This window comes from Microlunatus parietis, assembly GCF_013407955.1.
In the GTDB taxonomy this organism is placed as follows: Bacteria; Actinomycetota; Actinomycetes; order Propionibacteriales; family Propionibacteriaceae; genus Microlunatus; species Microlunatus parietis.
The window spans coordinates 5,262,965-5,285,429 of record NZ_JACCBU010000001.1; the positions used below are offsets into that span (position 1 = coordinate 5,262,965).

At 70.4% G+C, this 22,465-nt stretch carries 21 protein-coding genes; 12 read left to right on the forward strand and 9 right to left on the reverse strand.

Translation table 11 applies throughout. The features are described from left to right. Positions 1 to 114 precede the first annotated feature (114 nt). A complete protein-coding gene (locus BKA15_RS25365; RefSeq protein WP_179755562.1) occupies positions 115 to 1,785 on the forward strand; it encodes a DUF4855 domain-containing protein in 1,671 nt (556 codons plus the stop codon). A 41-nt stretch (positions 1,786 to 1,826) separates the two neighbouring features. Further along, complete coding sequence (locus BKA15_RS25370) at positions 1,827 to 2,489, forward strand: O-methyltransferase (protein ID WP_179755564.1); 663 nt, start codon at positions 1,827 to 1,829, stop codon at positions 2,487 to 2,489. On the opposite strand, the gene BKA15_RS25375 is transcribed toward BKA15_RS25370, so the two are convergent. Further along, a complete protein-coding gene (locus tag BKA15_RS25375; protein WP_312879294.1) occupies positions 2,468 to 3,004 on the reverse strand; it encodes a GNAT family N-acetyltransferase in 537 nt (178 codons plus the stop codon). The two genes, BKA15_RS25370 and BKA15_RS25375, sit on opposite strands and share 22 nt — an antisense overlap. Further along, positions 3,001 to 4,452 (reverse strand): FGGY family carbohydrate kinase, encoded by a 1,452-nt coding sequence (locus BKA15_RS25380; RefSeq protein WP_179755566.1) that lies wholly within the window; start codon positions 4,450 to 4,452, stop codon positions 3,001 to 3,003. Before BKA15_RS25380 ends, BKA15_RS25375 begins: the two co-directional genes overlap by 4 nt. 153 nt (positions 4,453 to 4,605) lie before the next feature. Between BKA15_RS25380 and BKA15_RS25385 the strand changes: the two genes are divergently transcribed. From BKA15_RS25385 to BKA15_RS25415, 7 genes are read left to right on the forward strand one after another with little or no spacing between them, the layout of a single operon-like run. Continuing rightward, entirely contained in the window at positions 4,606 to 5,475 is an 870-nt protein-coding gene (locus BKA15_RS25385; RefSeq protein WP_312879295.1) for a nucleoside hydrolase, read from the forward strand. Beyond that, positions 5,472 to 6,464: a sugar phosphate isomerase/epimerase family protein gene (locus BKA15_RS25390; RefSeq protein ID WP_179755570.1), complete on the forward strand. Its 993-nt coding sequence runs from the start codon at positions 5,472 to 5,474 to the stop codon at positions 6,462 to 6,464. The genes BKA15_RS25385 and BKA15_RS25390 overlap by 4 nt, the downstream gene beginning before the upstream one ends. Further along, positions 6,457 to 7,680, forward strand: a complete 1,224-nt coding sequence (locus BKA15_RS25395) for a DUF1593 domain-containing protein (RefSeq protein WP_179755572.1) — start codon at positions 6,457 to 6,459, stop codon at positions 7,678 to 7,680. The genes BKA15_RS25390 and BKA15_RS25395 overlap by 8 nt, the downstream gene beginning before the upstream one ends. Positions 7,681 to 7,712: 32 nt before the next feature. After that, positions 7,713 to 8,318: an ArsR/SmtB family transcription factor gene (locus BKA15_RS25400; protein ID WP_179755574.1), complete on the forward strand. Its 606-nt coding sequence runs from the start codon at positions 7,713 to 7,715 to the stop codon at positions 8,316 to 8,318. Next, complete coding sequence (locus BKA15_RS25405) at positions 8,315 to 9,142, forward strand: SRPBCC family protein (RefSeq protein WP_179755576.1); 828 nt, start codon at positions 8,315 to 8,317, stop codon at positions 9,140 to 9,142. The genes BKA15_RS25400 and BKA15_RS25405 overlap by 4 nt, the downstream gene beginning before the upstream one ends. Continuing rightward, entirely contained in the window at positions 9,139 to 9,723 is a 585-nt protein-coding gene (locus tag BKA15_RS25410; protein ID WP_179755578.1) for a dihydrofolate reductase family protein, read from the forward strand. Before BKA15_RS25405 ends, BKA15_RS25410 begins: the two co-directional genes overlap by 4 nt. Beyond that, positions 9,720 to 10,472 (forward strand): SDR family NAD(P)-dependent oxidoreductase, encoded by a 753-nt coding sequence (locus BKA15_RS25415; protein ID WP_218871566.1) that lies wholly within the window; start codon positions 9,720 to 9,722, stop codon positions 10,470 to 10,472. The genes BKA15_RS25410 and BKA15_RS25415 overlap by 4 nt, the downstream gene beginning before the upstream one ends. A gap of 1,020 nt (positions 10,473 to 11,492) precedes the next feature. Here the strand turns inward: BKA15_RS25415 and BKA15_RS25420 are convergent. Both BKA15_RS25420 and BKA15_RS25425 read right to left on the reverse strand, forming a co-directional pair. Next, positions 11,493 to 13,238 (reverse strand): polysaccharide deacetylase family protein, encoded by a 1,746-nt coding sequence (locus BKA15_RS25420; protein ID WP_179755580.1) that lies wholly within the window; start codon positions 13,236 to 13,238, stop codon positions 11,493 to 11,495. An 11-nt stretch (positions 13,239 to 13,249) separates the two neighbouring features. Then, positions 13,250 to 14,383 (reverse strand): Gfo/Idh/MocA family protein, encoded by a 1,134-nt coding sequence (locus tag BKA15_RS25425; RefSeq protein WP_179755582.1) that lies wholly within the window; start codon positions 14,381 to 14,383, stop codon positions 13,250 to 13,252. A 168-nt stretch (positions 14,384 to 14,551) separates the two neighbouring features. Here BKA15_RS25425 and BKA15_RS25430 point away from each other — a divergent pair, with 168 nt between their 5' ends. Both BKA15_RS25430 and BKA15_RS25435 read left to right on the forward strand, forming a co-directional pair. Beyond that, positions 14,552 to 15,583, forward strand: a complete 1,032-nt coding sequence (locus tag BKA15_RS25430; protein WP_179755584.1) for an ABC transporter substrate-binding protein — start codon at positions 14,552 to 14,554, stop codon at positions 15,581 to 15,583. Between the two features lie 60 nt (positions 15,584 to 15,643). Further along, positions 15,644 to 16,918 (forward strand): alkaline phosphatase family protein, encoded by a 1,275-nt coding sequence (locus BKA15_RS25435; protein ID WP_179755586.1) that lies wholly within the window; start codon positions 15,644 to 15,646, stop codon positions 16,916 to 16,918. Between the two features lie 4 nt (positions 16,919 to 16,922). Here the strand turns inward: BKA15_RS25435 and BKA15_RS25440 are convergent, their stop codons facing one another. From BKA15_RS25440 to BKA15_RS25450, 3 genes are all read right to left on the reverse strand, one after another. After that, complete coding sequence (locus BKA15_RS25440; protein ID WP_179755588.1) at positions 16,923 to 17,246, reverse strand: YciI family protein; 324 nt, start codon at positions 17,244 to 17,246, stop codon at positions 16,923 to 16,925. A 215-nt stretch (positions 17,247 to 17,461) separates the two neighbouring features. Then, positions 17,462 to 18,574 (reverse strand): aminotransferase class V-fold PLP-dependent enzyme, encoded by a 1,113-nt coding sequence (locus BKA15_RS25445; protein ID WP_179755590.1) that lies wholly within the window; start codon positions 18,572 to 18,574, stop codon positions 17,462 to 17,464. Further along, positions 18,574 to 19,890 carry a Gfo/Idh/MocA family protein gene (locus BKA15_RS25450; RefSeq protein ID WP_179755592.1) on the reverse strand — a complete coding sequence of 439 codons (1,317 nt, stop codon included), beginning with the start codon at positions 19,888 to 19,890 and terminating at the stop codon, positions 18,574 to 18,576. Before BKA15_RS25450 ends, BKA15_RS25445 begins: the two co-directional genes overlap by 1 nt. A 128-nt stretch (positions 19,891 to 20,018) precedes the next feature. Between BKA15_RS25450 and BKA15_RS25455 the strand changes: the two genes are divergently transcribed. Further along, positions 20,019 to 20,201, forward strand: a complete 183-nt coding sequence (locus BKA15_RS25455; protein ID WP_179755594.1) for a hypothetical protein — start codon at positions 20,019 to 20,021, stop codon at positions 20,199 to 20,201. Positions 20,202 to 20,273: 72 nt separating this feature from the next. Here the strand turns inward: BKA15_RS25455 and BKA15_RS25460 are convergent, their stop codons facing one another. Both BKA15_RS25460 and dprE2 read right to left on the reverse strand, forming a co-directional pair. Beyond that, positions 20,274 to 21,584: an ADP-ribosylglycohydrolase family protein gene (locus BKA15_RS25460; RefSeq protein ID WP_179755596.1), complete on the reverse strand. Its 1,311-nt coding sequence runs from the start codon at positions 21,582 to 21,584 to the stop codon at positions 20,274 to 20,276. A gap of 44 nt (positions 21,585 to 21,628) precedes the next feature. Further along, positions 21,629 to 22,384 carry a decaprenylphospho-beta-D-erythro-pentofuranosid-2-ulose 2-reductase gene (gene dprE2 / locus BKA15_RS25465; RefSeq protein ID WP_179755598.1) on the reverse strand — a complete coding sequence of 252 codons (756 nt, stop codon included), beginning with the start codon at positions 22,382 to 22,384 and terminating at the stop codon, positions 21,629 to 21,631. Between the last annotated feature and the right edge of the window lie 81 nt (positions 22,385 to 22,465).

The following is a 22,465-nucleotide window of genomic DNA, read 5'->3' on the forward strand; positions in this document are numbered from 1 at the left end:
CGCGCGCCCCTCGAGTCCAGGGTGACCGATCGGGTCTTGCCCGGCCCGAGCCGCGACGGTTACCGTACTCAGAATTGGTATTGCCCAATCACCTCTTCCAGCGTAGGAGGAACGATGCCCGCAGCCCCATCCACGAGACCGAGCCGGCCCTGGTGGCGCGCCGCCGTCGCGCTGTTCGCCTCGCTGGCCGTGGCACTTCCGCTGTTCGGCGGCACGGCCCAGGCCGCCGAACCAAAGGACCTGTCGGCCGGGCGGAGTTACACCTGGTCCGAGGCTCCGGACGCCGACCGGCCCGATCGCGGCCGGCAACTGACCGACGGCGCACTGGGCGCGCTCGATGTGACGGACCCGGCCTGGGTGGGCAGTACCAAAGGTCGCACCCGGGAGATCGTGGTCGACCTCGGCGGATCGAAGTCGATCACCGGGATCCGCGCCCACTTCCTGCAGGACTGGCCGTCCGCTTCGGTGCTGGTGCCGCTGAACGTCTCGTTCGCCGTGGCCGACTCCCCCCGGCGGTGGGCGACGGTCGGGCGGCAGGCGACCGAGCTGCTCTGGGGCGACGGTCCGGCCCGCGACGAGTGGTTCGCCTGGGGCGTCGGTGACGAAGGCGTGCCGGACCGGCCGGGTGCCCGGGCGGCGTACGGGCGCTTCGTCAAGATCAGCTTCTCGGTGCACACCCGCGCCGCCCAGCTGATCGACGAGCTCGAGGTGACCGGCTTCCACGGCCGGATCGACGGTGCCGTGACTCCGGCGCCGGACCGTCCCGGCTATCTGGAACCGGGCCGGGCGACGGCCGGGATCCGTGATCTTGCCCTGATCTACAACGGGCAGTACGACAACGACCGCGGCAACTGGACGGCCGACGAACTGCGGCCGTACCTGGCCCGGGTGGACCGCGACGGCCGGCCCGTCGGTCGCCTGTTCGACGGCGTCCTGATGCTCGGGCTGCTCACCCCGTCCGGTGTCGACCTCGGCTCCGGCTGGGCCCGGCAGCCCGACTGGGAGTGGTATCGGGACAAGACCTTCGCGCCCGGCGGCGACCTTGATCAACTCGACCGGGCGGCCGGCCAGGTGAACGCCGCCTTGCCCGGCCCGGACCGGAAGACCAAGGTGGTGCTGGCCATCCCGAACCCGGGCGGCACCCTGACCGACTTCGGCGATGTCGACGGCGACGGCATCACCGAGAACCTGAACGCCGACGCGGTCGGCCGCGAGCAGGCGCTGGCCAACCAGGAGAAGGTGGTCCGATGGTGGACCGCCGGCCTGATCGAGCGCTGGCGCGCAGCCGGCTACGAGCAGCTGGACCTGGTCGGGCTGTACTGGCTGCCGGAGCAGATCGACGTCGGGCCGGACGGGCCGGAGCAGGCCCGGCGGGTCGCCGAGGTCATCCATGATCATCGGCTGACTGCGTTCTGGATCCCGCATTTCCTGGCCTACAAGGCGTTCCAGTGGCAGGAGGTCGGCCTGGACGCCGCCGCGTTCCAGCCCAACTACTTCTTCGAGGAGATGGACCCGGCCCGGATCGAGGACGCCGCCGGCATCGCGAGGTCGTACGGCATGGGGATCGAGGTGGAGTTCGACGAGCGGGCCGCTACCGACCCGGCGCTGCGGGAGCGGCTGCTGGCGTACCTGCGCGGCGGCTCGCGGTACGGCTACCAGGACGCCTTCGTCGCCTACTACCAGGGTGTCGACGCGCTGTACCGGTTCGCGACCAGCACGGACCCGAAGACCCGCGAACTGTACGACCTGGTGGCGGACTTCGTGGCCGGCAAGAAGATCAGGTAGCCCGCGCGAGCGGCTCCGGGCGTCGGTGACAGACTGGCCGCATGACGGATCGTGGATGGGCCGAGGTTGATCATTATCTCGTCGACACACTGGTCGGCGATCAGGACGCGGACGTGTTCGAGGCCAACGCGGCCGGCGGCCTGCCGTCGATCGACGTGTCGCCACCGCAGGGCAAGCTGCTGAACCTGATCGCCCGCTCGATCGGCGCCCGCCGGGTGCTCGAGATCGGCACGCTGGGCGGCTACAGCACGCTCTGGCTGGCCCGCGCGGTCGGGCCGGAGGGTCGCGTGATCACGCTCGAGTACGAGCCGCGGCACGCCGAGGTTGCCGCCGCGAACCTGGCCCGCAAGGGAGTCGCCGACCAGGTCGAGATCAGGGTGGGCGCCGCGCTGGACACCCTTCCGGTGCTGGCCGAGGAGACCCCGGAGCCGTTCGACCTGGTGTTCATCGACGCCGACAAGCCGAACAACTCCCACTACCTGACCTGGGCGCTCCGGCTGACCCGGCCCGGCTCGGTGATCATCGTCGACAACGTGGTCCGGGCCGGCGGCATCGCCGACCCGGACTCGGACAACGAGGCGGTCCGGGCCAGCCGGGCCGTGCTGGAGTTGATCGCCGCCGAGCCGCGGCTGGACGGCACCGCCCTCCAACTGGTCGGTGGCAAGGGCTGGGACGGTTTCGCCTACGCGCTGGTCACCGGCTGATCATCGGTGGCGAGGATCGCGTAGAGATCGGAATCCCGCCGGCCGTCCCGGAGCTTCATCGTGCCGCGCAGCCGGCCCTCGTAGCGGAGGCCGGTCTTGCGCAGCACGGCGCCGGACGCGAGGTTGCGTGGGTCGCAGGTGCCCTCGATCCGGTACAGCCGTTGCTCCGCGAAGCCGTAGCGGACCAGCGCGGCCGCGATCGCACTGGCGTAGCCGCGGCCCCAGAGATCGGGATGGACGATGTAGCTGATCTCCCCGCGGTCGAACCGGCGGCTGATGATCTTGAGCTCGCCCATCCCGACGACCAGGCCGGAATCGACCGCGCAGAAGGGAAATCTGACCTGCGGGTCGGCGTCCCAGGCGGCCACCGCCTCGCTCACGTAGGTCCGGGACTCGGCCTCGCTGTTCGGTCCCCAGGCCTGGTACCGGCTGCTGCGCGGGTCGGCGCCCCAGCTGTGCACCCGGTCGAGGTCGGCCATCCGGACCGGGCGCAGGGTGAGCTCCGGCAGGGTCACCGTCGGGCCGACCCGATCGCGGTCCGCCAGCGGTCGCGACGGGCTTCGCGTTCGTCCGCGCCGATCGCCGGGGCGAAGACGCCGGCCGGATCCTGATCGAGGTCCGGCCAGGCGTCGGCCGCGCCGAGGCTGGCCCAGGCCAGCCGGGCCGCGCCAACCGCGGACACCTCGGGCACCGGCGCCACCCGGACCTCGAGGCCGAGCAGATCGGCCTGGGTCTGCATCACCAGCGTGGACGCCGTCACGCCGCCGTCCACCCGGAGCTGATCGATCGCAACCCCCTCGCCGGTGATCGTGTCGATCACGTCGGCGACCTGGTGCGCGACCGCGTCGACCGCGGCCCGGGCCAACTGCGCCCGGGTGGTGCCGGCCGACAGCCCGGCGAAGGTCGGCTCGGCGTCGCGGAGCCAGTGCGGGGCGCCGAGGCCGCCGAACGCGGGCACGAAGGAGACCCCGCCGCTGTCCGGGACCGAGCCGGCGAGGGCGAGCAGGTCGGCGACCGAGGCGAGGCCGAGCAGGGGAGCGAGCCAGGCGAGCGCGGCGCCGGAGGACACGATGTTGCCCTCGCGGCCGTACGTCGGGAAGTCGGTCAGCCAGGCCAGCGTGGTCGGCACCGGCGACGGTTCCGGGTCGAAGTCGTTCACCGGCGTCATCACCGAGCTGCCGGTCCCGTAGGTCGCCTTCGCGGTGCCGGGCGCCGTGCAGCCCTGCCCGTACAGGGCGGCGTGCGAGTCGGCCAGCACCGCGGCGATCTCCGGCCGGCCCTCGATCCCGGGCAACTCGGTCCGGGTGGGCAGCCGGGTGTCGGAGTTGATCACGGCCGGCAGGGCCGACTCGGGAACGCCGAACAGGCCGAGCAGTTCGTGCGACCACATCAACCGGTCGACGTCGAAGAGCAGCGTCCGGGAGGCATTGCCGGCCTCGATCACGTGATCATGACCGGTCAGCCGCCAGCAGAGCCAGGAGTCCACGGTGCCGACGGCGATCCGGTCGACCGGGGCGCCGGCCGTCCGCAGCAGCTCGTTGATCTTGGGCGCGGAGAACATCGGGTCGATCCGCAACCCGGTCAGGCTCCTGACCAGGTCGTCTGCTCCGGGTTCGGCCACCAGCCGGGCGCACCGTTCGGCGGTCCGGGTGTCCTGCCAGCCGATCACCGGACCGAACGGCCGGCCGGTCTCGCGATCCCAGGCGACGACCGACTCGCGTTGGTTGGAGATCGCCAGGGCCTGGACCGGACCGGTCGGCGTCCGGCGGCAGTCCGCGACCGCGGCGCAGACCGAATCCCACAGTTGCTCGGGGTCCTGCTCCACCCGGTCCGGTCCGGGAGTGCGTACCTCGACAGGTGCTGCACCTTGGGCGACGACCGCGCCTGCGGCCGTAACGGCGATCGCCTTGGAGTTGGTCGTCCCCTGGTCGATCGCGATGATCACCGGCTCGGCTGCGGGCAACGGGCCGACCTCCTCGCTTCGAAGTCGATCATGATACCGGTCGGCTCCCTTGACGCCCTAGGTACGGTCGGGAGATCATCAAGTTGGGCAAGCATACAATATTGAATATCTATTCAGAATGAGGCAGGGGGCGCAATGCCGGATCGTCGTCGAGTGATCATCAACTCCGACGCCAAGAACGAGGCCGACGACCAGTTCGCGATCGTGCACGGGCTGCTGTCGCCGACCTTCGACGTCCGTGGACTGATCCCGGCGCACTTCGGCACCCGCCGGTCCGACCGGAGCATGGCGGAGTCGCGGGAGGAGATCGATCTCCTGCTCGACCTGCTCGGGATGACCGGAACGATCACCGTGGCCGACGGTGCGGCGGCCGCGATCCCGGACGAGCAAACTCCGGCTGACTCGCCGGGTGCCCGGTTGATCATCGAGGAGTCGAAGCTGGCCGGCGACGGGGATCCCTTGTACGTGGCGTTTCTCGGCCCGCTGACCGACATGGCGTCGGCGATCCTGCTCGACCCCGAGATCGTACGGCGGAATGTGATCGTGATCTGGATCGGCGGCATAGACTACTCCGGACTGGACTCCGGTTCCAAGATCGAGTTCAACCTGTCCAACGACATCGCCGCGGCCAACGTGGTCTTCGACTCCGGGATCACGGTCTGGCAGGTGCCGAACAACGTCTACCGGCAGGTGTCGGTCTCCTACGCCGAACTGGACGCCAAGATCGCGGGCGCCGGGCCGCTCGGAGAGTATCTGGTCCGCCAGCTCAAGGAGTGGAACGCCCGGGTCCACGCGGAGCCCATCGAGTCCCGTTCCCTGGGGGACTCGCCGGCGATCGCCCTGATGCTCTATCCGGGCAGCGGGAACTTCCGGGTCCGGCCGGCGCCGCGGTTCGGTGCCGAGGGGCACCACGTGCCGGGCTCCGGGAACCCGATCCGGGTCTGCGAGTCGGTGGACACCCGGTTCCTGCTCGAGGACATGTTCGCCAAGATCAACAGGTTCGCCGAAAGGAACAACGGATGACCGAGCTCCCGACGTTCGGTGCCGGAATCTGGCACTTCGCCACCTACAAGGACCGCTACGCCACCGACGGCTACGGGCCGGAGGTCGGCCTGCTGGAGCAGATCGACCGGGCCGGCGCGGTCGGCGACCTGTCCGTGGTCGACCTGAACTATCCGTTCGTCGGGTTCGACGGGACGCTGGACGACGTCCGGGCCGCGCTGGAACGCAATGGGCTGCGGGCGATCGCGATCACTCCGGAGATCTACACCCGGGACTTCGTCAAGGGGTCGTTGACCCACCCCGATCCGGCGGTACGCAAGCAGGCGCTGGACCTGCTGCACGAGGCCACCGGCGTGGCCAAGGAGCTCGGCTGCGACTACGTGAAGCTGTGGCCGGGCCAGGACGGCTGGGACTACCCGTTCCAGGTGGACTATCACGACGCCTGGCAACTGGCGCTGGACGGGCTGACCGAGCTGGTCTCGGCCCATCCGGAGATCAAGTTCGTGATCGAGTACAAGCCGCGCGAGCCGCGGATCAAGATCATCTTCCCGAGTGTGGCGCGGACGCTGCTCGGGATCGAGAAGATCGGCCTGCCGAACCTCGGCATCCTGCTCGACTTCGGCCATTCCCTGTACGGGCAGGAGACCCCGGCCGACGCCGCCCAGCTGGCGATCGACTACGGCCGGCTGTTCGCCATCGACGTCAACGACAACCTGCGCGGCTGGGACGACGACATGGTGGTCGGTTCGGTGCACCTGATCGAGACGTTCGAGTTCTTCCACACGCTGCGCAAGAACAACTGGCAGGGCGTCTGGCAGCTTGATCAGTTCCCGTTCCGCGAGGACAGTGTGCAGGCGGCCCGGCAGGCGATCACGTTCCTCAAGGGCGTGCACCGAGCCCTGGACGTCCTCGATGTCGAGGCGCTGGCCGCCGCGCAGGCGCGGCACGACGCCCTCGCCGCGCAGCGGATCGTGCAGCGGGCGCTGCTGCCCAACCTGCTGGATGACTAGGCCGCGGGTCCTGGTCTCGACCGACATCGGCGGGACCGACCCGGACGACTTCCAGTCCCTGGTCCATCTGCTGCTGTACGCGGACCGGTTGGAGATCGAGGGTCTCGTCTCGTCGCCGTACGGCAACGGCCGGGCCGCCGACCTGCACACGGTCCTTGATCATTACGCGGCCGATCACGCGTCTCTGCTGACGCATTCGGGTGACTATCCGGAGCCGGACACGTTGCGGGCCGTGATCAAACAGGGAGCCCTGGAGGTTGCCGATCACCGGGGCTTCGGCGACCCGACCGAGGGATCGGACTGGATCGTCAGCTGTGCCCGCCGGGACGACGTGCGGCCGCTGGACGTCCTGATCTGGGGCGGCATCGATGATCTGGCCCAGGCCCTGCACGATGCGCCCGACATCCTGCCGCGGCTCCGGGTGCACTACATCGGCGGGCCGAACAAGCTGTGGGGCGTGGACGCGTACGACTATCTCGAGACGCAGCATCCGGAGTTGTCGATCATCGAGTCGAACTCCACCTACCGCGGGTTCTTCGCCGATGACGGCTCGGGTGATCACCAGGTGCGCGACTTCGTCGGCCGGCACGCCGCCGGGCACGGCGCGCTCGGTGACTTCTTCGCCCGGCAGTTGCCCGCGGTGAAGATGGGTGACAGCCCGACCGTCAGCTGGCTGCTGCACGGGGCTCAGGACCCGTCGCGAGCTTCGTGGGGTGGTCGCTACATTCCGCTGTGGGGCGGCCGGAAGACGATCTTCGAACGGCACACCACGGCGGGCGATGTCGCCGAGGTCTACGGCGTGGTGGAGTTCTGGCTACCCAGGCCGGTCGGCTACGGGTCGGGCGACACCGCGCGGATGATCATCGACGGCCGCCGGCAGGGTCCGTTCTCGGTTGCCGTCGATCATGGTGACCGGCTGCGGTTCCGTTGCGCGCCACGGGATCCCAAGATCATTCCGTACCTGATCGAGAGCAGTCATCCGGACCTGGACGGCCGGACCGGGGCGTTCACCGCGGCGCCGCCGCCGGAGGAACGGTGGCGGACCCCGGCCGCCGAGCATCCCCATTGGTGGTGCGACGACCAGGACCCTGCCGCGGCACTCGGGCCGTGGCCGGGAGCGCGGACGATCAGCGACTGGCGGGACGAGTTCCTGGCCGACTTCGCGCACCGGCTGGACCGCTGTCGGCCGGCCGGTCACCGCGCTGCAGGCGCTTGACAAAAATATTTGTCAATGATTCGCTGGGTCTCGTGAACGACATCGAGGTGATCGCGGATCCGGCGGCGGCCGTGGTCGCCCTAGACCCGGGCCGGGCCCGGTTGCTCGGCGAACTGCGGAAGCCGGCCTCGGCCGCGGAACTCGCCGGGCGGCTGGGCCTGCCGCGGCAGAAGATCAACTACCACCTCCGCCAGCTGGAGCAGCACGGTCTCGTCGAGGTGGCCGAGAACCGGACCTGGGGCGGGCTGACCGAACGGCGCCTGGTCGCGACCGCGGCCGGTTACGTGGTCTCGCCCGAGGCCCTGGGCGCGGCCGGCGGCGGGCCCGACCAGATCCGGGACCGGCTGTCGGCCTCGTACCTGATCGCCCTCGGCGCCCGACTGATCCGGGAACTGGCTGCACTGGCCCGGACCGCGGCGCGGCGCCGCAGCCGGCTGCACGTGTACGGACTGGACACCGAACTCCGGTTCGCCAGCACCGCCGACCGGGCCGCCTTCGCCGAGGAACTGACCACTGCGGTCACCCGGCTGGCCGCGAAATATCACGACGAGGGCGCGCCGAACGGCCGCTGGCACCGGCTGGTGATCGCCGTCCATCCGCGACCCGCGGCTGCCGAGCGAGAGGACCAGCCGTCATGAGCGGGGACCGCGGACGCCACGGCGAGACGGAGATCGAGGTGCCCGGCACGCCGGAGCAGGTGTGGCAGGCGATCGCCACCGGGCCGGGCCAGGCCGCCTGGCTCTTCCCGGCGGACCTGGATCCGGCCGTCGGCGGTTCCATGATCATCCATCGGGAGCCGTTCGGCCCCGACGCCGAGACGACCGTGACCCGCTACGAGCCGCCGCACGCGTTCGGCTACGACGAGCCGAACCAGGGTCCGCCGAGCCCGCTGGCCACCGAGATCCTGGTCGAGGCGAAGTCGGGCGGCAGTTGCGTGGTCCGGGTGATCTGCGGCTTCGCCGACGCGGGGGAAGAATGGGAGGACCTGGTCCAGGGCGCGCTGGAGGGGTGGCGGATGGCCCTGGTCGTGCTGGCCGAGTACCTGCGCTCGTTCGCCGGGCGGCCGGGCCGGCCGGTCGACGTGATCACCATGATCGCTCCGGCGCCGGCAGACCGGGCCACCCCGGCGGCCGAACTGTTCCGCCGCCTCGGCCTGGGCTCCGGTGCCGTGAAGCCCGGCGCGCGGTTCCGCCCGGCGCCGGACGCCCCCGAGCTGGCCGGTGTCGTGGTCCGCTCGGAACCCGGCTACCTACTGCTGCGGTCCGAGTCCCCGGGGCCCGGTCTCTGGGCGTTGTCCTGCTTTCCGATGGGCTTGGACCGGCCGATCTCGATCAACTTGATGGGCCGGGTGTACGGCTGGGCCGATGATCAAGCCGCCCGACTCCGTACCACCTGGCAGACCTGGCTGCAGCGGCAGGCCGAGGAACTCGCCGCGCCCGAAACGATCTTGGAGGAGAGATGACGAGAACCGTGAGCGTCGAGCTGTTCTGCTCGGTGGACGGGTACGGGTTCGCGAAGGACTACCCGGCCTACTTCGGCTACGGCGGCCCGGACCTGGACCGCTGGATCGATGCGCGGACGTCTGCACCGCACGTCGAGGTGATGGGCCGGCAGACGTACCAGGACCTGGTGGAGATCGTCGCCAGCCGTGAGGATCCGAGCTCCGCGGTGGGGGACGGCGGCAGCTTCGAGGAACTGAAGCGGATGCCCAAGATCATCTTCTCCTCGACGCTGACCGAGCCGCCGGTCTGGCCCAACGCCACCCTGATCGCCGAGGACGCGGTGCCGGCCGTCACCCGGCTGAAGCAGGAACCGGGAGACCCGCTCAGGGTGATCGGCAGCCTGTCGCTCGGCTGCAGCCTGATCCGGGCCGGACTGGTCGACCAGGTCTCGCTGGTCGTGTTCCCACTGCTGGTCGGGCGCAGCGGCGGCAAGCCGATCCTCACCGAGGTCGATGATCATGGCCTGGAGCTGACCGGCAGCGAGGTGCTGGACGGCCGGCTGATCGCCCTCGACTACCGTCTCGCACCCGCGGCGGCATGATCATGCTGACCGAAAAGATCGCCGTGATCTACGGCGGCGCCGGCCCGGTCGGCGCGGCGATGGCACGCGGCTTCGCCCGCAACGGCGCCCGGGTCCACCTGGCCGGCCGGACCGAGCAGACCCTGCGCGCGGTGGCCGACTCCATCCCGGACGGAGCCGCGACTCCGCACGTCGTCGACGCCCTCGACCGGGAGGCGGTGGACGGCTTCGTCGGCCGGGTGCTCGCCGCCGAGGGCAGGATCGACATCTCGGCGAACGTGATCGGCGTCGGCGACGTGCAGCGGCCGTTGCTGGAGATCGACCCGGACGAGTTCGTCCACCCGATCGCCACGATGGCGCGAACCCAGTTCCTGACCACCCGAGCCGTCGCGCCGGCCATGATCGAACAGGGCGGCGGCGTGATCCTGGCCTTCGGCGGGTCCGGCCCACAGACCGTGCCCGGCCTGGGCGGCTTCAAGATCGCGCTGGACACCCTGGAGGGGATCCGGCGGCAGTGGGCCGTCGAGCTGGGCCCGCACGGCATCCGGGTGATCACGCTGAAGTCCGGCGGAATAGGCGAGGCCCTGCCCGACTCGATGCCCGCCGCCGATCGCCGGCAGCTCCTGGACAGCCTGACCGCCCCGACCCTGCTGGGCCGCCTGGCCACCCTGGCCGACGTCGGCAACGTAGCGTCCTTCGCCGCCTCCGACCTGGCCGCCTCGATCACCTCGACCGAGCTCAACATCTCCTGCGGAGCCACCCCCACCTAACCGCCGACCAGTCACCAAAGCAGCGGTTTTGGCGGCGTGTCGCTGCGTAAGTGACCGGTCGATGGGGGTGGTGTGCGGGGCGAGGTGAGGCCGACGGTTGGGTACGGGGCGAGGTGAGGTGGTCGGGCGGGCGCACGGGGCGAGGTGAGGTGGTCGGGCGGGCGCACGGGGCGAGGTGAGGTGGTCGGGCGGGCGCACGGGGCGAGGTGAGGTGGTCGGGCGGGCGCACGGGGCGAGGTGAGGTGGTCGGGCGGGCGCACGGGGCGAGGTGAGGTGGTCGGGCGGGCGCACGGGGCGAGGTGAGGTGGTCGGGCGGGCGCACGGGGCGAAGTGCGGTGGTCCGGCGGGTGTGCGGGACGAGGGCGTTCGGGTCGGGGTGTTGCATCGGCCGGGGTGTGTATGGCGGGGGCGTTCGGGTCGGGTGGTGGCGTCGGCGGGGGTGCGCGGGGCGGGGCGTTCGGGTCGAGGATGGGTGTTGCCGGCCGGGGTGCGTGTGGAACGGGCCGTTCCGACCGGGGATGGGTGTTGTGTCGGCCGGCCCGCGTGGACCGGGCTGTTCCGATCGGATCGATGTCGCAGAATCACTGCTGATCGAGCGCTCCGGGCGATTCCAACGTTGAACCGTCCGACGTCAAGAGAAATCGCGACATCGAAGCCAGCTGAATGTGGAGGCAGCGGTGTAGGCGTGGCCGCGAGCGCCACCGTCGCGTTGCCTGATCGCCGCGCCGGACCGCGAACTCGGTGGCGCGCCCACTATCTTCCCGCCGGCCGGGCCGCGCACACATTCGCCCGCTGACCGGGTCGACCAGGCCTGGTCATGTCTCGAGTTCGTCCGAACTGTCCGGACGAACCCGAGACATGAGTGTCCGGACGAACACAAGTCAGGACGCCGGCCGACCAGGCCCGGAGGCCGGTCTTTGGGTCCGCTCGGCGGGGCGATGGTGGACGCGGGAGGTCCTTGCGAGACCGCGTGCGACTCCCGCCGTGGCCTCGACGTCCGCCACGGACACCGACCCTGGGTCAGCGCAACTGGAGCCGGACCTCGCGTTCCTGATCATGATCCTCGGCGATCGGTACGGTGATCACGACGCTCGGCCAGCCGAAGACGTCCAGCTCGGTCAGCGCGACCGGCTGGCCGTCGACGGTCGCCGAACCGGCCCGGCCGGCCGGCAACGGTACGGTGATCGCGAGCGCGCCGCGGGGCGAGCGGCCGCTGACCCGGCAGCTGAACGCGTCCTCCGTCCAGGTCACCTGGCCGACCCGGGCGGCGTCGCGGGCGCGGACGAACTCGGCCCATTCGAAGGCACTCCAGATCGGCATCCCGAACTCGCGGGCGATGCTCCAACAACGGTTCTGGAAGGCACGCGAATAGGTGGCGAACGAGACCGGGTGCGACAGCATGGACAGCGGGCTGAAGTAGCGCTCGACCTTGTCGATGATCAACTGCTTGACCAGCGCGGCCTGGCCCTCCGGGTCCGAGGACAGCAGCCCCTTGATCCCCAGGTCGTCGTAGGCCTGGGTGGCCTGCTGGAAGCAGTCGATCACGGTGCCGTCCTCGTCGACCACGCGCAGCGGGCGCGCGGAACCGGTGAGGTACTGCAGCCAGGACGGGCCGGCGTTGTTCGCGTTCAGGTCCATGATCACGCCCAACTCCGCGTACACCTTGGGCAGCTCCACGTAGCCCTTCCAGCCCAGGCAGTGATTGCGGTTGGTCACCGGCACACCGCCGTACAGCTCGGTGAACTCGGCGATGTCGCGCCGGACCACCTGTTCGATCACCTCCTCCTGGTCCTCACCACCCAGCGACGGGTCGAACGCGTTGTGGTGGATCCCGAACGAGTGCCCACGCTCCCGCCACGCGGCAACCCGCTCCGGGGTCGCGATCGTCCGCTGCCCGCCGCCGAGCATGAGATAGATCGTGATCTTGCCGCCGTGCTGTTCCACGGACTCGATCAGGGCATCGAAGTGCTCCGGTGCCGACCAGTCGTCGTCGGAGTCGAGCACCAGGACGCTGCGCATGCTCGCCTCCGGGTAGTACCAGAGCCGCGGCTGAGCCGCCCGCGCGACCCGGTGCACGGCGTTGATCAACAACATCGCGTGCAGGTCCGCCTGCGGCAGGTGCCAGCAGCGCGGATCGGCGTAGCCGGTGAGCAGGTCCTGCATCCGGTACGGCTCGCCGGCGCCCAGCCCGTGACCGCCCACCCGTCCCGGGTCACCCTGCCGGATCAGCGAGACCGCCTTGGCCAGGTCGTACCCAAAAACGATCACCCGACCCTCGCCGTACGGCAGCTCGATGATCGCCGGGAACGCGGTCCGGGTTTCCGGGTCGAGTCGCAGCTCGGCCACCACCCGGGCGCCGGGCGGCAGTGCATCCGGTTGGTAGCCGTCGGCCGGTACGTGGGTCTCGAACGGCTCCCGGGTGAGACCGGCGCCGACCGGATGATCATCGCGTGCGCTGACGTAGGCGGGATCGATCATGGAATGCGTCGGAGCCAGCCCGAGCTGGACCGCGAGCAGGTACGAGGGCCGGATGATCACCAGCCGGCCGCCGCCGCGGGCGTAATCGAGCAGTGCGCCGACCTGGGCCTTCGTCGGCCGCAGCCGGGCCACCACGACGGCGTCGTGATCATCCAGGGCGGGCCACTCGGCACCGGTGAACAAGATCACCGTCTGGTCGGCGAATCCCTCGGCACGCAGGATCTCGGCGAGGTAGTCACCGAACCGGCCGACCACCTGATCAGTCCGGGTGAGGACGGCGATGCTCATGGATCTTTCCTTCAGGGGTTGCGGAAGTCGGGTACGGCGAGCGGCCGGCTGCCCTGCTCGATCGAGGTAGCGGCCAGGATCGCCGGCGCGGTTGCGTCCATCGCCCGGTAGACGTCGAAGTCCGGCTGCTGGTCGGCGAGGACGGCGTCGCGGAACGCGATGTGGGTGTAGTAGTCGGCGTCGCCGTGGCCGCTGCCGCGGGCCGCCGCCGGCGCGTCCGGGCGCTCGAAGCCCCAGTCGGCGTCGACCAGATCCGGGCCCTGGCCGAACCGCCAGATCTTGGGATGATCATGGCCGGCCCGTTTCCACTCGACCCGGCCGGTGGTCCCGGTGATCTGGTACCAGTGCCAGTTGCCCTCGGGGTGCGGCTGGACGAAGCTCGCGGCCAGCCGCAGCACGGCCCCCTTCGCTGTCTTCATCAACGCCACCTGCAGGTCCGGCTGGCTGATCTCGGGATGGGCGGCGCTGGGACCGTCGGTGCCCATGCCGACGACCTCGACGACTCGGTCGTCGAGCACGCTGAGCAGCGGGCTGAGTTCGTGCGGCAGGTAGTGGATCGGCGGCATCAGCTGGGACCAGGTCGGCCGGGCACCGGGGTGCTCGGCAAGATCATCCGGCCCGTACAGCCGGTGGGTCTCCGGGTCCCGGAACATGGCGCCCGGGTGGTAGTGGAAGTACTGGCCCTCGGCGAAGGTGATCTTGCCGAGCTCGCCGTCGGCGACCATCCGGCGCCACGCGTCGACGAAGCCCCAGTAGCGGGTCTGCTCGGCGAGTTGGTACGTCAGCCCGGTCCGCTCGACCGCGCGGACGATCCGCCAGCAGTCCTCGATCCGGTGCGCGCCGGGCACCTCCGCGTGCACGTGCTTGCCCGCCTCGAGTGCCATCGCCGCCAGCGCGCCCTGCTCCTCGCAGCGCACGGTCAAGGCGATCGCGTCGACGTCGGTCCGGCGCAGGACGTCTTCGTACGACGAGCAGACGGTCACCCCGGCCGGATCCGCGAGCCGCTCCAGGGCCGGCCGGTGCGTCGCTGGGACCGGGTCGCAGAGGGTGGTGATCTTGAAACCGTCCAGCTTCTGCAGCAGTGGCAGCCAGGTGCCCAGAGCGCGTGCCCCGAGCCCGACCAGCCCGATCCGGATCTCCTGCACGGCGACCCCGTTCTTCAATATGTCGAAGAGTTCATCGAATATCGAGAAGATAGCATTTGTTGATCATGGTCGACAAGATCCGTCGGGCCGGGTTCCGGGTTGTGATCTCGATCGATGACCACCTACACTCCCGTACCGAATTAGGTGTGCCTAACCATAGGGGGATTCGTGGTCCGACCTGTTGCCGTCATCGTCGCGCTGGTGGTGTTCCTGGCCGGACTGGCCGGCTGCGCGAATCCGGGCGCCGAAGCGGACCCGGCCCCGGAACCGCCCGGGAATGCCGCCGCCGAAGGGTTCCCGGTCACGATCAAACACGCGTTCGGCGAGACCACGCTGGGCAGCAGGCCGGAGCGGGTCCTCACCTGGGGCTGGGGCAGCACCGATGCCAGCCTGGCGCTCGGCGTCGTGCCGGTGGCGATGCCGGCCGCGATCTACGGCGGCGACGAGAACCAGGTGCTGCCCTGGAACGCGGAGAAGCTGAAGGACCTGGGCGCCGAGACGCCGACCCTGCTGGCCAACCCGGACGGCGGCACCACGATCCCGTTCGAGGAGTTCGCCGCGGCCGCGCCGGACGTGATCTTGGCCGTCTACTCGGGCGTCACCGAGGAGGAGTACCGCCGGTTGTCCGAGATCGCGCCGACCATCGTGTATCCGGACCAGCCGTGGGCCACGGCGTGGCAGGACGTGGTGACCACTGTGGGCACCGCGCTGGGCAGGACCGTCGAGGCCGAGACCCTGCTCCGTGACATCGACAAGGCGACCCGGGAGGCCGGGGCGGCGCACCCGGAGTTGGCCGGCAAGAGCGTGATCGCGGTGTTCGACGTCGCCGAGCAACTGGCCGTCTACAAGGAGATCGACCCGCGGGTCGTGTTCCTCACCGACCTCGGGATGACCGTGCCGCCGGCCGTGGCCGAGGTGCCGGCGGTCGATGACGGCTTCTACGGCAACGTCAGCTACGAGAAGGCCGATCTGTTGGTCAGCGACGTGTTGTTGATCTACTCCGAGAGCGAGGAGACCCTGCAGAAGACCCTCGCTCGGCCGTCGATCAAGAATCTGCCGCAGATCAAGAGCGGACGCTACGCCGCGATCGTCGGCCAGCAGCTGGTCGCGGCCGGTTCGCCGCCCACGGCGCTGTCGCTGACTTGGGCCCTGGACGCGTACACGACGAAGTTGGCCGCCGCCGCTTCCCGTACCTCGTAGGTGTCTCGCCGTTCACCTCGAGTTCCGCCGAGGCGGTGTGCCCGCAGTTAGGGTGCTGACATGCCGACTGCCCTGACCCGGCGGTCCGTGCTCGGGGGAGCCGTCGCCGCATCCCTGGCACTGACCGCGAATCCCGCCCACGCCGCCGAGCGCGACTTGTTGATCTTCATCGCACTGGACGGCTTCGACATCGACTACCTGGACGGGCGGGTGGAACTGCCGCACCTGCGCTCGCTCGCCCGGCGCGGCTCGCTGACGACCAGTACCGGTGTGATGACCACGATCACCAACCCGTCCTGGACGGCGATCTCCTGCGGTTGCTACCCGGACCGGACCCGGAACGCGGCTTACTACTACGACGAGGCGGCCGGGGTCGCCCGCGGTCAGAGCCGGGACAGCGCGGTCGAGGGCCTCGGCCAGGCCTGGCGCCGGCAGGGCATCCTGATGGCGTCGGCCCAGTGGTTCATCCTGCAGGACAAGGGCGTGGCGTACGGCGACACGGGCGGTCTCTACACGCAGCCCGGCGGCCGGATCGACGCCCGGGTGGACGACGCGATCGCCATCCTGCGCGGCGAACCGGTGAACAGCGGCGGTCAGCAGGTGACGCTGCCGCGGCGGCCGGACTTCCTCGCCGTCTACTCCAGCGATGTCGACGGCGACGGGCACGCCTGGGGCCCGCACGACCCGCGGATGCTGAACACGCTGCGCGAGACGGATGCCGCGATCGGCCGGTTGATCAACGCCGTCCGTGATCTTGACCTGTTCGGCCGGACCACCTGGGTGGTCACCGCCGATCATGGCATGACCGCCTGGAACAAGCCGATGGCGCCGCAGGCGATCGCGGCGCTGACCGCGGCCGGCTTCCGGCCCGAGGTGTTCGGCTCGGGCGGGAAGCCTTCCTCGCCGGACACCGACGTGGTGCTGATCGCCGGCGGCAGCATCTCCTCGGTGCACCTGCTCGGTGCGCTGGCCGACGACGCGGACGCGATCGAGCGGGCCCGCGTCGCCCTGGCCGGAGTGGAGGGCGTCGACGCCGTCCTCACCAAGGCTAATCAGGCGAAGCTCCGGATGGCGCCGCAGTACGGCCAGCTGGTCCTGGAGCTCGAGGAGCCGTACGCCCTCGCGGCCGCGCCGCCGCCCGAGGGGTCGGACGGCCGCCACGGCAGTCGCGCCGAACTCGCGGTCCCGTTGATCTTGTCCGGCCGCCGGATCCGTCAGGGCGTACGGCCTCGGAAGCCGCGCCACATCGACCTCGCCGCTACGATGTCCGCGCTGCTCGGGGTCGACCCGCCGGCGGCCTCCGAGGGCCGGGTGCTCCGCGAGGCCCTCCGCTAACCGATCACTGGAACGGCCGTACCTCGATCTTGCGGTCGCAGACCTTCGACGCCTCGGTGGCGAGCTTGAGCGCAACGTCCAGATCGGGCGCCTCCCAGACCCAGACGCCGGCGAGGAACTCCTTGGACTCGATGAACGGACCGTCGGTGATCACCGCCTGCTCGCCCCGGTTGTCGATCACCGTGGCCTCCTCGGTCGCCGCGAGGCCGCCCGCGAAGACCCAGTAGCCGTCGGCGATCAGCCGTTCGTTGAACTCGCTGATCATGGTCATCCGGTCCTCACTGCCGGGGTTCTCCTTGTCGTCGATGACGGAAACCAGATACTTCATGCGGACCTTCCCTGTTGGCTCGGTGCGCCACGCGACCGTGACGGCTCTACCCCTGCTACGAACAGCATCGCCCCGATCGGACACCCGACGTTGGACAGTCCATGCCCAATCCGCGACTGTTCCTCGCACACGCGACCGCTGCAACGGTCGCGAATGGGTGCAACGGTCGCGGCTTGGTATGAGGGTTGCGGGTGGCTCCGGGGGATCGGGCTGGATCAGCGGGGTGGGCGGAGAAGGGCGGTCAGGGCGGCGAGCAGGGTGGGCAGTTCGTCGTCGCGGAGACACTGGGGGTTGATCGCGAGGCGATCCTGCTCGATGCCGACGGCGATCGGCGGGTCGTGCTCGAGCAGGGCGTCCCGGAGCTCCGCGGCGGGGCGACCGGCCTGGCTGACGTACGCGCGGGGGATCACGATGGGCTGGATCCCGGGCTCGGTCGGGAAGCCCCGCTCGGCGGTGACGCCGGGCAGACCGGCCAGCGCATCGAGCACCTGGGCGACCAGGGACTCCCAGCGGTCGAAGATCACGGAGTAGTCCCGGGCGACCCACAGCTCGACCGCCTTGACCAGGCCGGCGATGGTCTCCTTGTCGGTCTTCATCCCGCGGCCGATCGAGTGCTCCGGGAACGAGTTCGCGTGGCAGAAGTCGATCAGGCGCCGGTCGCCGATGATCAACCCGGACGACTGCGGGCCGGCGAGTTCCTTGCCGCCACTGACCACCACCAGGTCGGCGCCCTCGTCGAGGAAGCGGCGCAGGTTGTCCGGCGGCGGGATCTCGGCGGCGGCGTCGACCAGCACCGGTACGCCGCGCGCGTGCGCGCACTCGGCCAGCGCGGCCAGCGGCAGCGAGCCGCGGGTGTCGGCGGACTCGGCCGCATAGAACAGGCACGCGGTGTTGTCGGTGATCGCCGCGTCCACCTGCTCGATCCGCGCCGCCGACGCGACGCCGACCTCGACGAACCTGGCTCCGGCGACCAGCACCGCCTGGTCGTAGAGCATCCGGTGCGCCTTCAGGACGACCACCTCGTCGGGCAGCCCGGTGGTGTCGGGCAGGGCCAGGACGGCTTCGATCCGGTCCCGCGCCATCAACGCCGCGGTCGCGATCGTCAGGCCCGCCGCCGCACCCGAGGTGACGCAGGCGGCCTCGACGCCGAGCAGGTCGGCGATCCGCCGCCCGGCCCGGCGGTGCAGGTCGGGCAGGTCGACGAACGCGGTCGCGGCCTCGGCCATCGCGGCGACGACGGCCGGGTCCATCACGCTGCCGCCGAGGGCGGTCAGCGTCCCGCGCGCGTTGATCACCGGGCGCACGCCGAGGGCCTCGTACACACCCATCAGCCGATGCCGCCGATCACGCCGGGGTCCGCCGCGAACTCGGACAACTCCACCAAGCGTCGTTCGGCCAGGGCGCGGTCGGCGGCGAAGACGATCAGGTGGCCGTCGATCGAGTTCTCGATCTTGGTGCTGGACACGCTGACCGGCTCGCCGCGGACCGCCCGGACGAAGTCGGCGACCAGCTTCAGGTCACCGCCCCCGTGCGCCTGGCCGGCCACGTCGGTGGTGATCAACTCCTCCCGGTACAGCTGATCACCGGAGTCGGCGATCCGGCGCAGCCTGATCGTGCCGGTGTCCGGCGATCCGGAGAGCTCGCCGCGGGTGCCGACGATCTCCAGCGTCCGATTGCCGACCGCGGCGTTGCCGGACAGCAGGAACGAGCCGACGACGCCGTCGGCGAACTCGATCGAGACGGACTGCCGGTCCAGCACGTCGTTGTCGCTGCGCCAGACACAGCGGCCGTACGGGTTGTCGGAGGCGAGCGAGGCCAGCTTCTGCTCCGGCGTCGGTTCCGGGCCGAGCTCCTCGATCCCTTCCCAGGCGTACATTCCCCAGAGGCCGAGCTCCAGGTACTGCCGGCGGGCCGAATAGGCGCACCGGGACTCGATCGCGCAGTCGTCGACGCAGCGGGTTCCGGCGCCGGCCGGGGCCCGCTCGGCCGTGAACAGCCGGCGCGACCCGGCACTGGCGACCCGGACCGGCCGGTCGTCGCAGAGCCAGGCCAGCAGGTCGATGTCGTGGCAGCACTTGGAGAGCAGGATGCCCGAGCCGGACCGGGTCGAGTTGGCCCAGCGGCCGCGGACGTAGGCCGCCGCCATGTGGTCGAAGCTGACGTACTCGGCCATCTGGATGCTCATGATCTCGCCGAGGTCGCCGGCCAGCACCCGCTCCTTCGCGGCGACGTAGAACGGCGAGTAGCGCAGCACGTGACAGATCATCAGCAGCCGGCCGGTGCGGCGGCTGGTCTCGGCCAGCCCGAGCACCTCGGCCGCGGTGCCGGCGATCGGCTTCTCCAGCAGCACCGGATAGCCGTTCCGCAGCAGCCGTTCCGCGGTCGGGACGTGATCGGCGTCCATCGTCGCGTCGATCGCGACGTCCGCGATCGCTCCGGCCGGAGGAAGATCATCGAGCGAGGCCAGCCGCCGGTCGGGCGGCAGCCCGTGTGCGTCGCCGAGCCGGTCGCGGCGGACCGGATCGGGATCGACGACCGCGGTGATGATCAACTCGGTGCGTTCTTCGAGGGCGTACGTCGCGTACAGGACACCGCGGTGGCCGGAGCCGACGACGACGGCGCGGAGAGGTCCAGCAGGGTTCATGGCGGTCCGCCTCGGCAGGAAGGGGCACGGTTTCGGCCCATGATCATTATCCCTGTCCTGCTCGGCGCCGATCTCAGCCCGTGGCCAGCAGGTAAGCCTCTCCTAATTCGGCTGGTACGGTCTCGTCCGTGGGAAAGTCCCGGAAAGTGCCGAAGCTCAAGTGCTGCGTGTCCAAGGACCGCTGCTCGCGCTGCCCACTGCGCATGCTCAAGGACGGCACCCTGCCCGACGGTTACACGGTCAAGCACCGCGAGGTGGTCCGCCTCGACGGCAAGAAGGTGACCAAGAAGAAGCTGGCCAAGGCCGCCTGACCGTTCGGCTGGGATCGGGGAGGACGCGGCCGGGAGTACCCGGCGTCAGGCTCCCCGATCGAGGCGTGACGATCAGCCGCGGAGGGTGTCGACCAGCTTCACGGTGCGGGCGGCGAGGTCGGAGATCACCGAGTTGTCGAAGCCGAACAGGGCCGACCGGGTCCGGTCCTGCAGCGGCTCGACGAAGTGGCTCGGCAGCGCCTTGGCGCCGAGCACGACGCCGGCCACCGAGCCGGCCGTCGCACCGTTGGAGTCGGTGTCCCAGCCGCCCTGCACGGTGAATCCGACGGTTGCGGCGAAGTCCTCCTCGCCCCAGAGCAGGCCGGCCGCGATGATCGCCGCGTTGTTGATCGTGTGCACCCAGCTGTAATGGCCCCAGCGCTGCTGGATCTGGGCGATCGCCTCGTCCCAGGTCGCGCCGTCGTCGCGCAGGTCCTGCACCGCGGTGAGGGTCTCGTACAGCCGGGACTGCGGCGGCACCGACTTCAGCGACCGGTCGAACGCCTCCCGGACCGTGCTCGCGGTGAACGCTGACGCGACCAGGGCCGCCGACCAGAGCTCGCCGTACACACCGTTCGCGACGTGCGACAGCGAGGCGTCCTGGTACGCCAGTGTGAGCGCGGCCCGCGGATCTCCCGGGTGCGTCCAGCCGAAGATGTCGCCGCGGATCAGGGCCCCGATCCATTCCCGGTACGGGTTCCGGGTGAGCGACACCCGGTCGATCGGGACCCGGGACAACAGGTTCCGGTAGGCGGCGCGCTCGGCCGTGTAGGTCTGCGCGTACGGCAGCAGGTGCAGCCAGCCGTCCGCGACCAGCTCCGGCGTCAGCGCGTTGCCGTGCCGTTCCAGCAGATGCAGGCCGAGGATCGGGTAGTCGATGTCGTCGTCGCGGGCCGAGCCGTTCACCCGGCCGCGGGTGGTCTCGGTCCAGTTCGGCAGCAGCCGGAACTCCTCCGGCATCGGGTCCAGCACCGGCACGTAGTCGCGCAGCGGCCAGGCCTCGGCCCGCTGCAGATAGTCGCGCAGGTGAGCCGTGGTCCAGTGATCACCGTTCTCGACCGGCTTGCCGAGGTTGCAGCCGGCGATCCGGCCCAGCCAGCCGCCGTTGATCTTGTCCGCCAGCACCGCGCCGGTCGGCGGTTTGCTGGCCGGGTCGTCGGGCAGCGAGCGCAGGATGCCCGGCAGCAGTTCGGGTTCCCAATAGGGCCAGTCCAGCCGGCGCTTCGCCGTGACGACCTCGAAGTAGAGCCGCTCCAGCGCCTCCGTGTCCTGCGGATCCAGCTCGGCGAATCGTTGATCAAGATCATCGACGAGATGCCCGGTCTCCCGGGCCTGGTCCAACTCGTCGTGAACCAGGTCCACTGCGCTCAGCGGATCGTGCATCCGACCTCCCCCGATCGATGCCGTACGTCCCCGGACGGCACGCTCTAGATCGGCAGTTTACGGAACAGCGGCCGGGGCACGTGACGCAGTGCCGACATGACGAACCGCCACGGTCCCGGCACCCAGATCAACTCCTTGCCCTGGCGGACCCCGTCGGCGACCGCCGCGGCGACCTCGTCCGGCGTCGAGGAGAGCGGCGTCGGGCTCAGACCCTCGGTCATCTTGGACTTCACGAAGCCCGGCCGCACCACCAGCACCCGTACCCCGGAGCCGTCGAGCGCCTCGCCGAGGCCGAGGTAGAACCCGTCCAGGCCGGCCTTGGTGGAGCCGTAGACGAAGTTGGACCGGCGTACCCGCTCGCCGGCGACGCTCGACAGCGCGACGATCCGGCCGTGGCCCTGGCTGCGCATCCGGTTTGCCAGCAGCACCCCGAGATGAACCGGTGCCGTGTAGTTGATCTCCGCCAGCTCGAGCGCATGATCGGCATCGGTCCAGGCCCGTTCCGGTTCGCCGAGCACGCCGAACGCGACCACGACAAGATCAAGATCACCGCCGGCGAAGGCCGCGTCGATGGTCGCCGCATGGGTCGCCGGGTCGCGCGCCTCAAGATCGACTTCGGTCACCTCGCAGCCGAGCCCGGTCAGCTCCTTCGCCGCTTCCGTACGGCGATCACCGGGCCGGGCGGCCAGCACCACCCGAAGCGGCCGTACGCTCGCGTACCGCCGGGCGATCGCCAGCGCGATGTCGGAGGTGCCGCCGAGCAGCAGCAGGGACTGCGGGACACCGAGGGAGTCGATCATGAATTCCTCTCACTTGAGTGCTGTGATACGGCTGAGGCGCGACGTCTGGCGACGCCCGGGCACGCACATCGCTGCGTTCTC

Excerpts from the sequence above, each read along its gene's own strand:
- BKA15_RS25450 (WP_179755592.1), bottom strand. The coding sequence starts at position 19,890 with ATGAACCCTGCTGGACCTCTCCGCGCCGTCGTCGTCGGCTCCGGCCAC.
- BKA15_RS25445 (WP_179755590.1), bottom strand. The coding sequence starts at position 18,574 with ATGGGTGTGTACGAGGCCCTCGGCGTGCGCCCGGTGATCAACGCGCGC.
- BKA15_RS25370 (WP_179755564.1), top strand. The coding sequence starts at position 1,827 with ATGACGGATCGTGGATGGGCCGAGGTTGATCATTATCTCGTCGACACA.
- BKA15_RS25440 (WP_179755588.1), bottom strand. The coding sequence starts at position 17,246 with ATGAAGTATCTGGTTTCCGTCATCGACGACAAGGAGAACCCCGGCAGT.
- BKA15_RS25415 (WP_218871566.1), top strand. The coding sequence starts at position 9,720 with ATGATCATGCTGACCGAAAAGATCGCCGTGATCTACGGCGGCGCCGGC.
- BKA15_RS25390 (WP_179755570.1), top strand. The coding sequence starts at position 5,472 with ATGACCGAGCTCCCGACGTTCGGTGCCGGAATCTGGCACTTCGCCACC.
- BKA15_RS25365 (WP_179755562.1), top strand. The coding sequence starts at position 115 with ATGCCCGCAGCCCCATCCACGAGACCGAGCCGGCCCTGGTGGCGCGCC.
- BKA15_RS25460 (WP_179755596.1), bottom strand. The coding sequence starts at position 21,584 with ATGCACGATCCGCTGAGCGCAGTGGACCTGGTTCACGACGAGTTGGAC.
- BKA15_RS25420 (WP_179755580.1), bottom strand. The coding sequence starts at position 13,238 with ATGAGCATCGCCGTCCTCACCCGGACTGATCAGGTGGTCGGCCGGTTC.
- BKA15_RS25435 (WP_179755586.1), top strand. The coding sequence starts at position 15,644 with ATGCCGACTGCCCTGACCCGGCGGTCCGTGCTCGGGGGAGCCGTCGCC.
- dprE2 (WP_179755598.1), bottom strand. The coding sequence starts at position 22,384 with ATGATCGACTCCCTCGGTGTCCCGCAGTCCCTGCTGCTGCTCGGCGGC.
- BKA15_RS25410 (WP_179755578.1), top strand. The coding sequence starts at position 9,139 with ATGACGAGAACCGTGAGCGTCGAGCTGTTCTGCTCGGTGGACGGGTAC.
- BKA15_RS25395 (WP_179755572.1), top strand. The coding sequence starts at position 6,457 with ATGACTAGGCCGCGGGTCCTGGTCTCGACCGACATCGGCGGGACCGAC.
- BKA15_RS25405 (WP_179755576.1), top strand. The coding sequence starts at position 8,315 with ATGAGCGGGGACCGCGGACGCCACGGCGAGACGGAGATCGAGGTGCCC.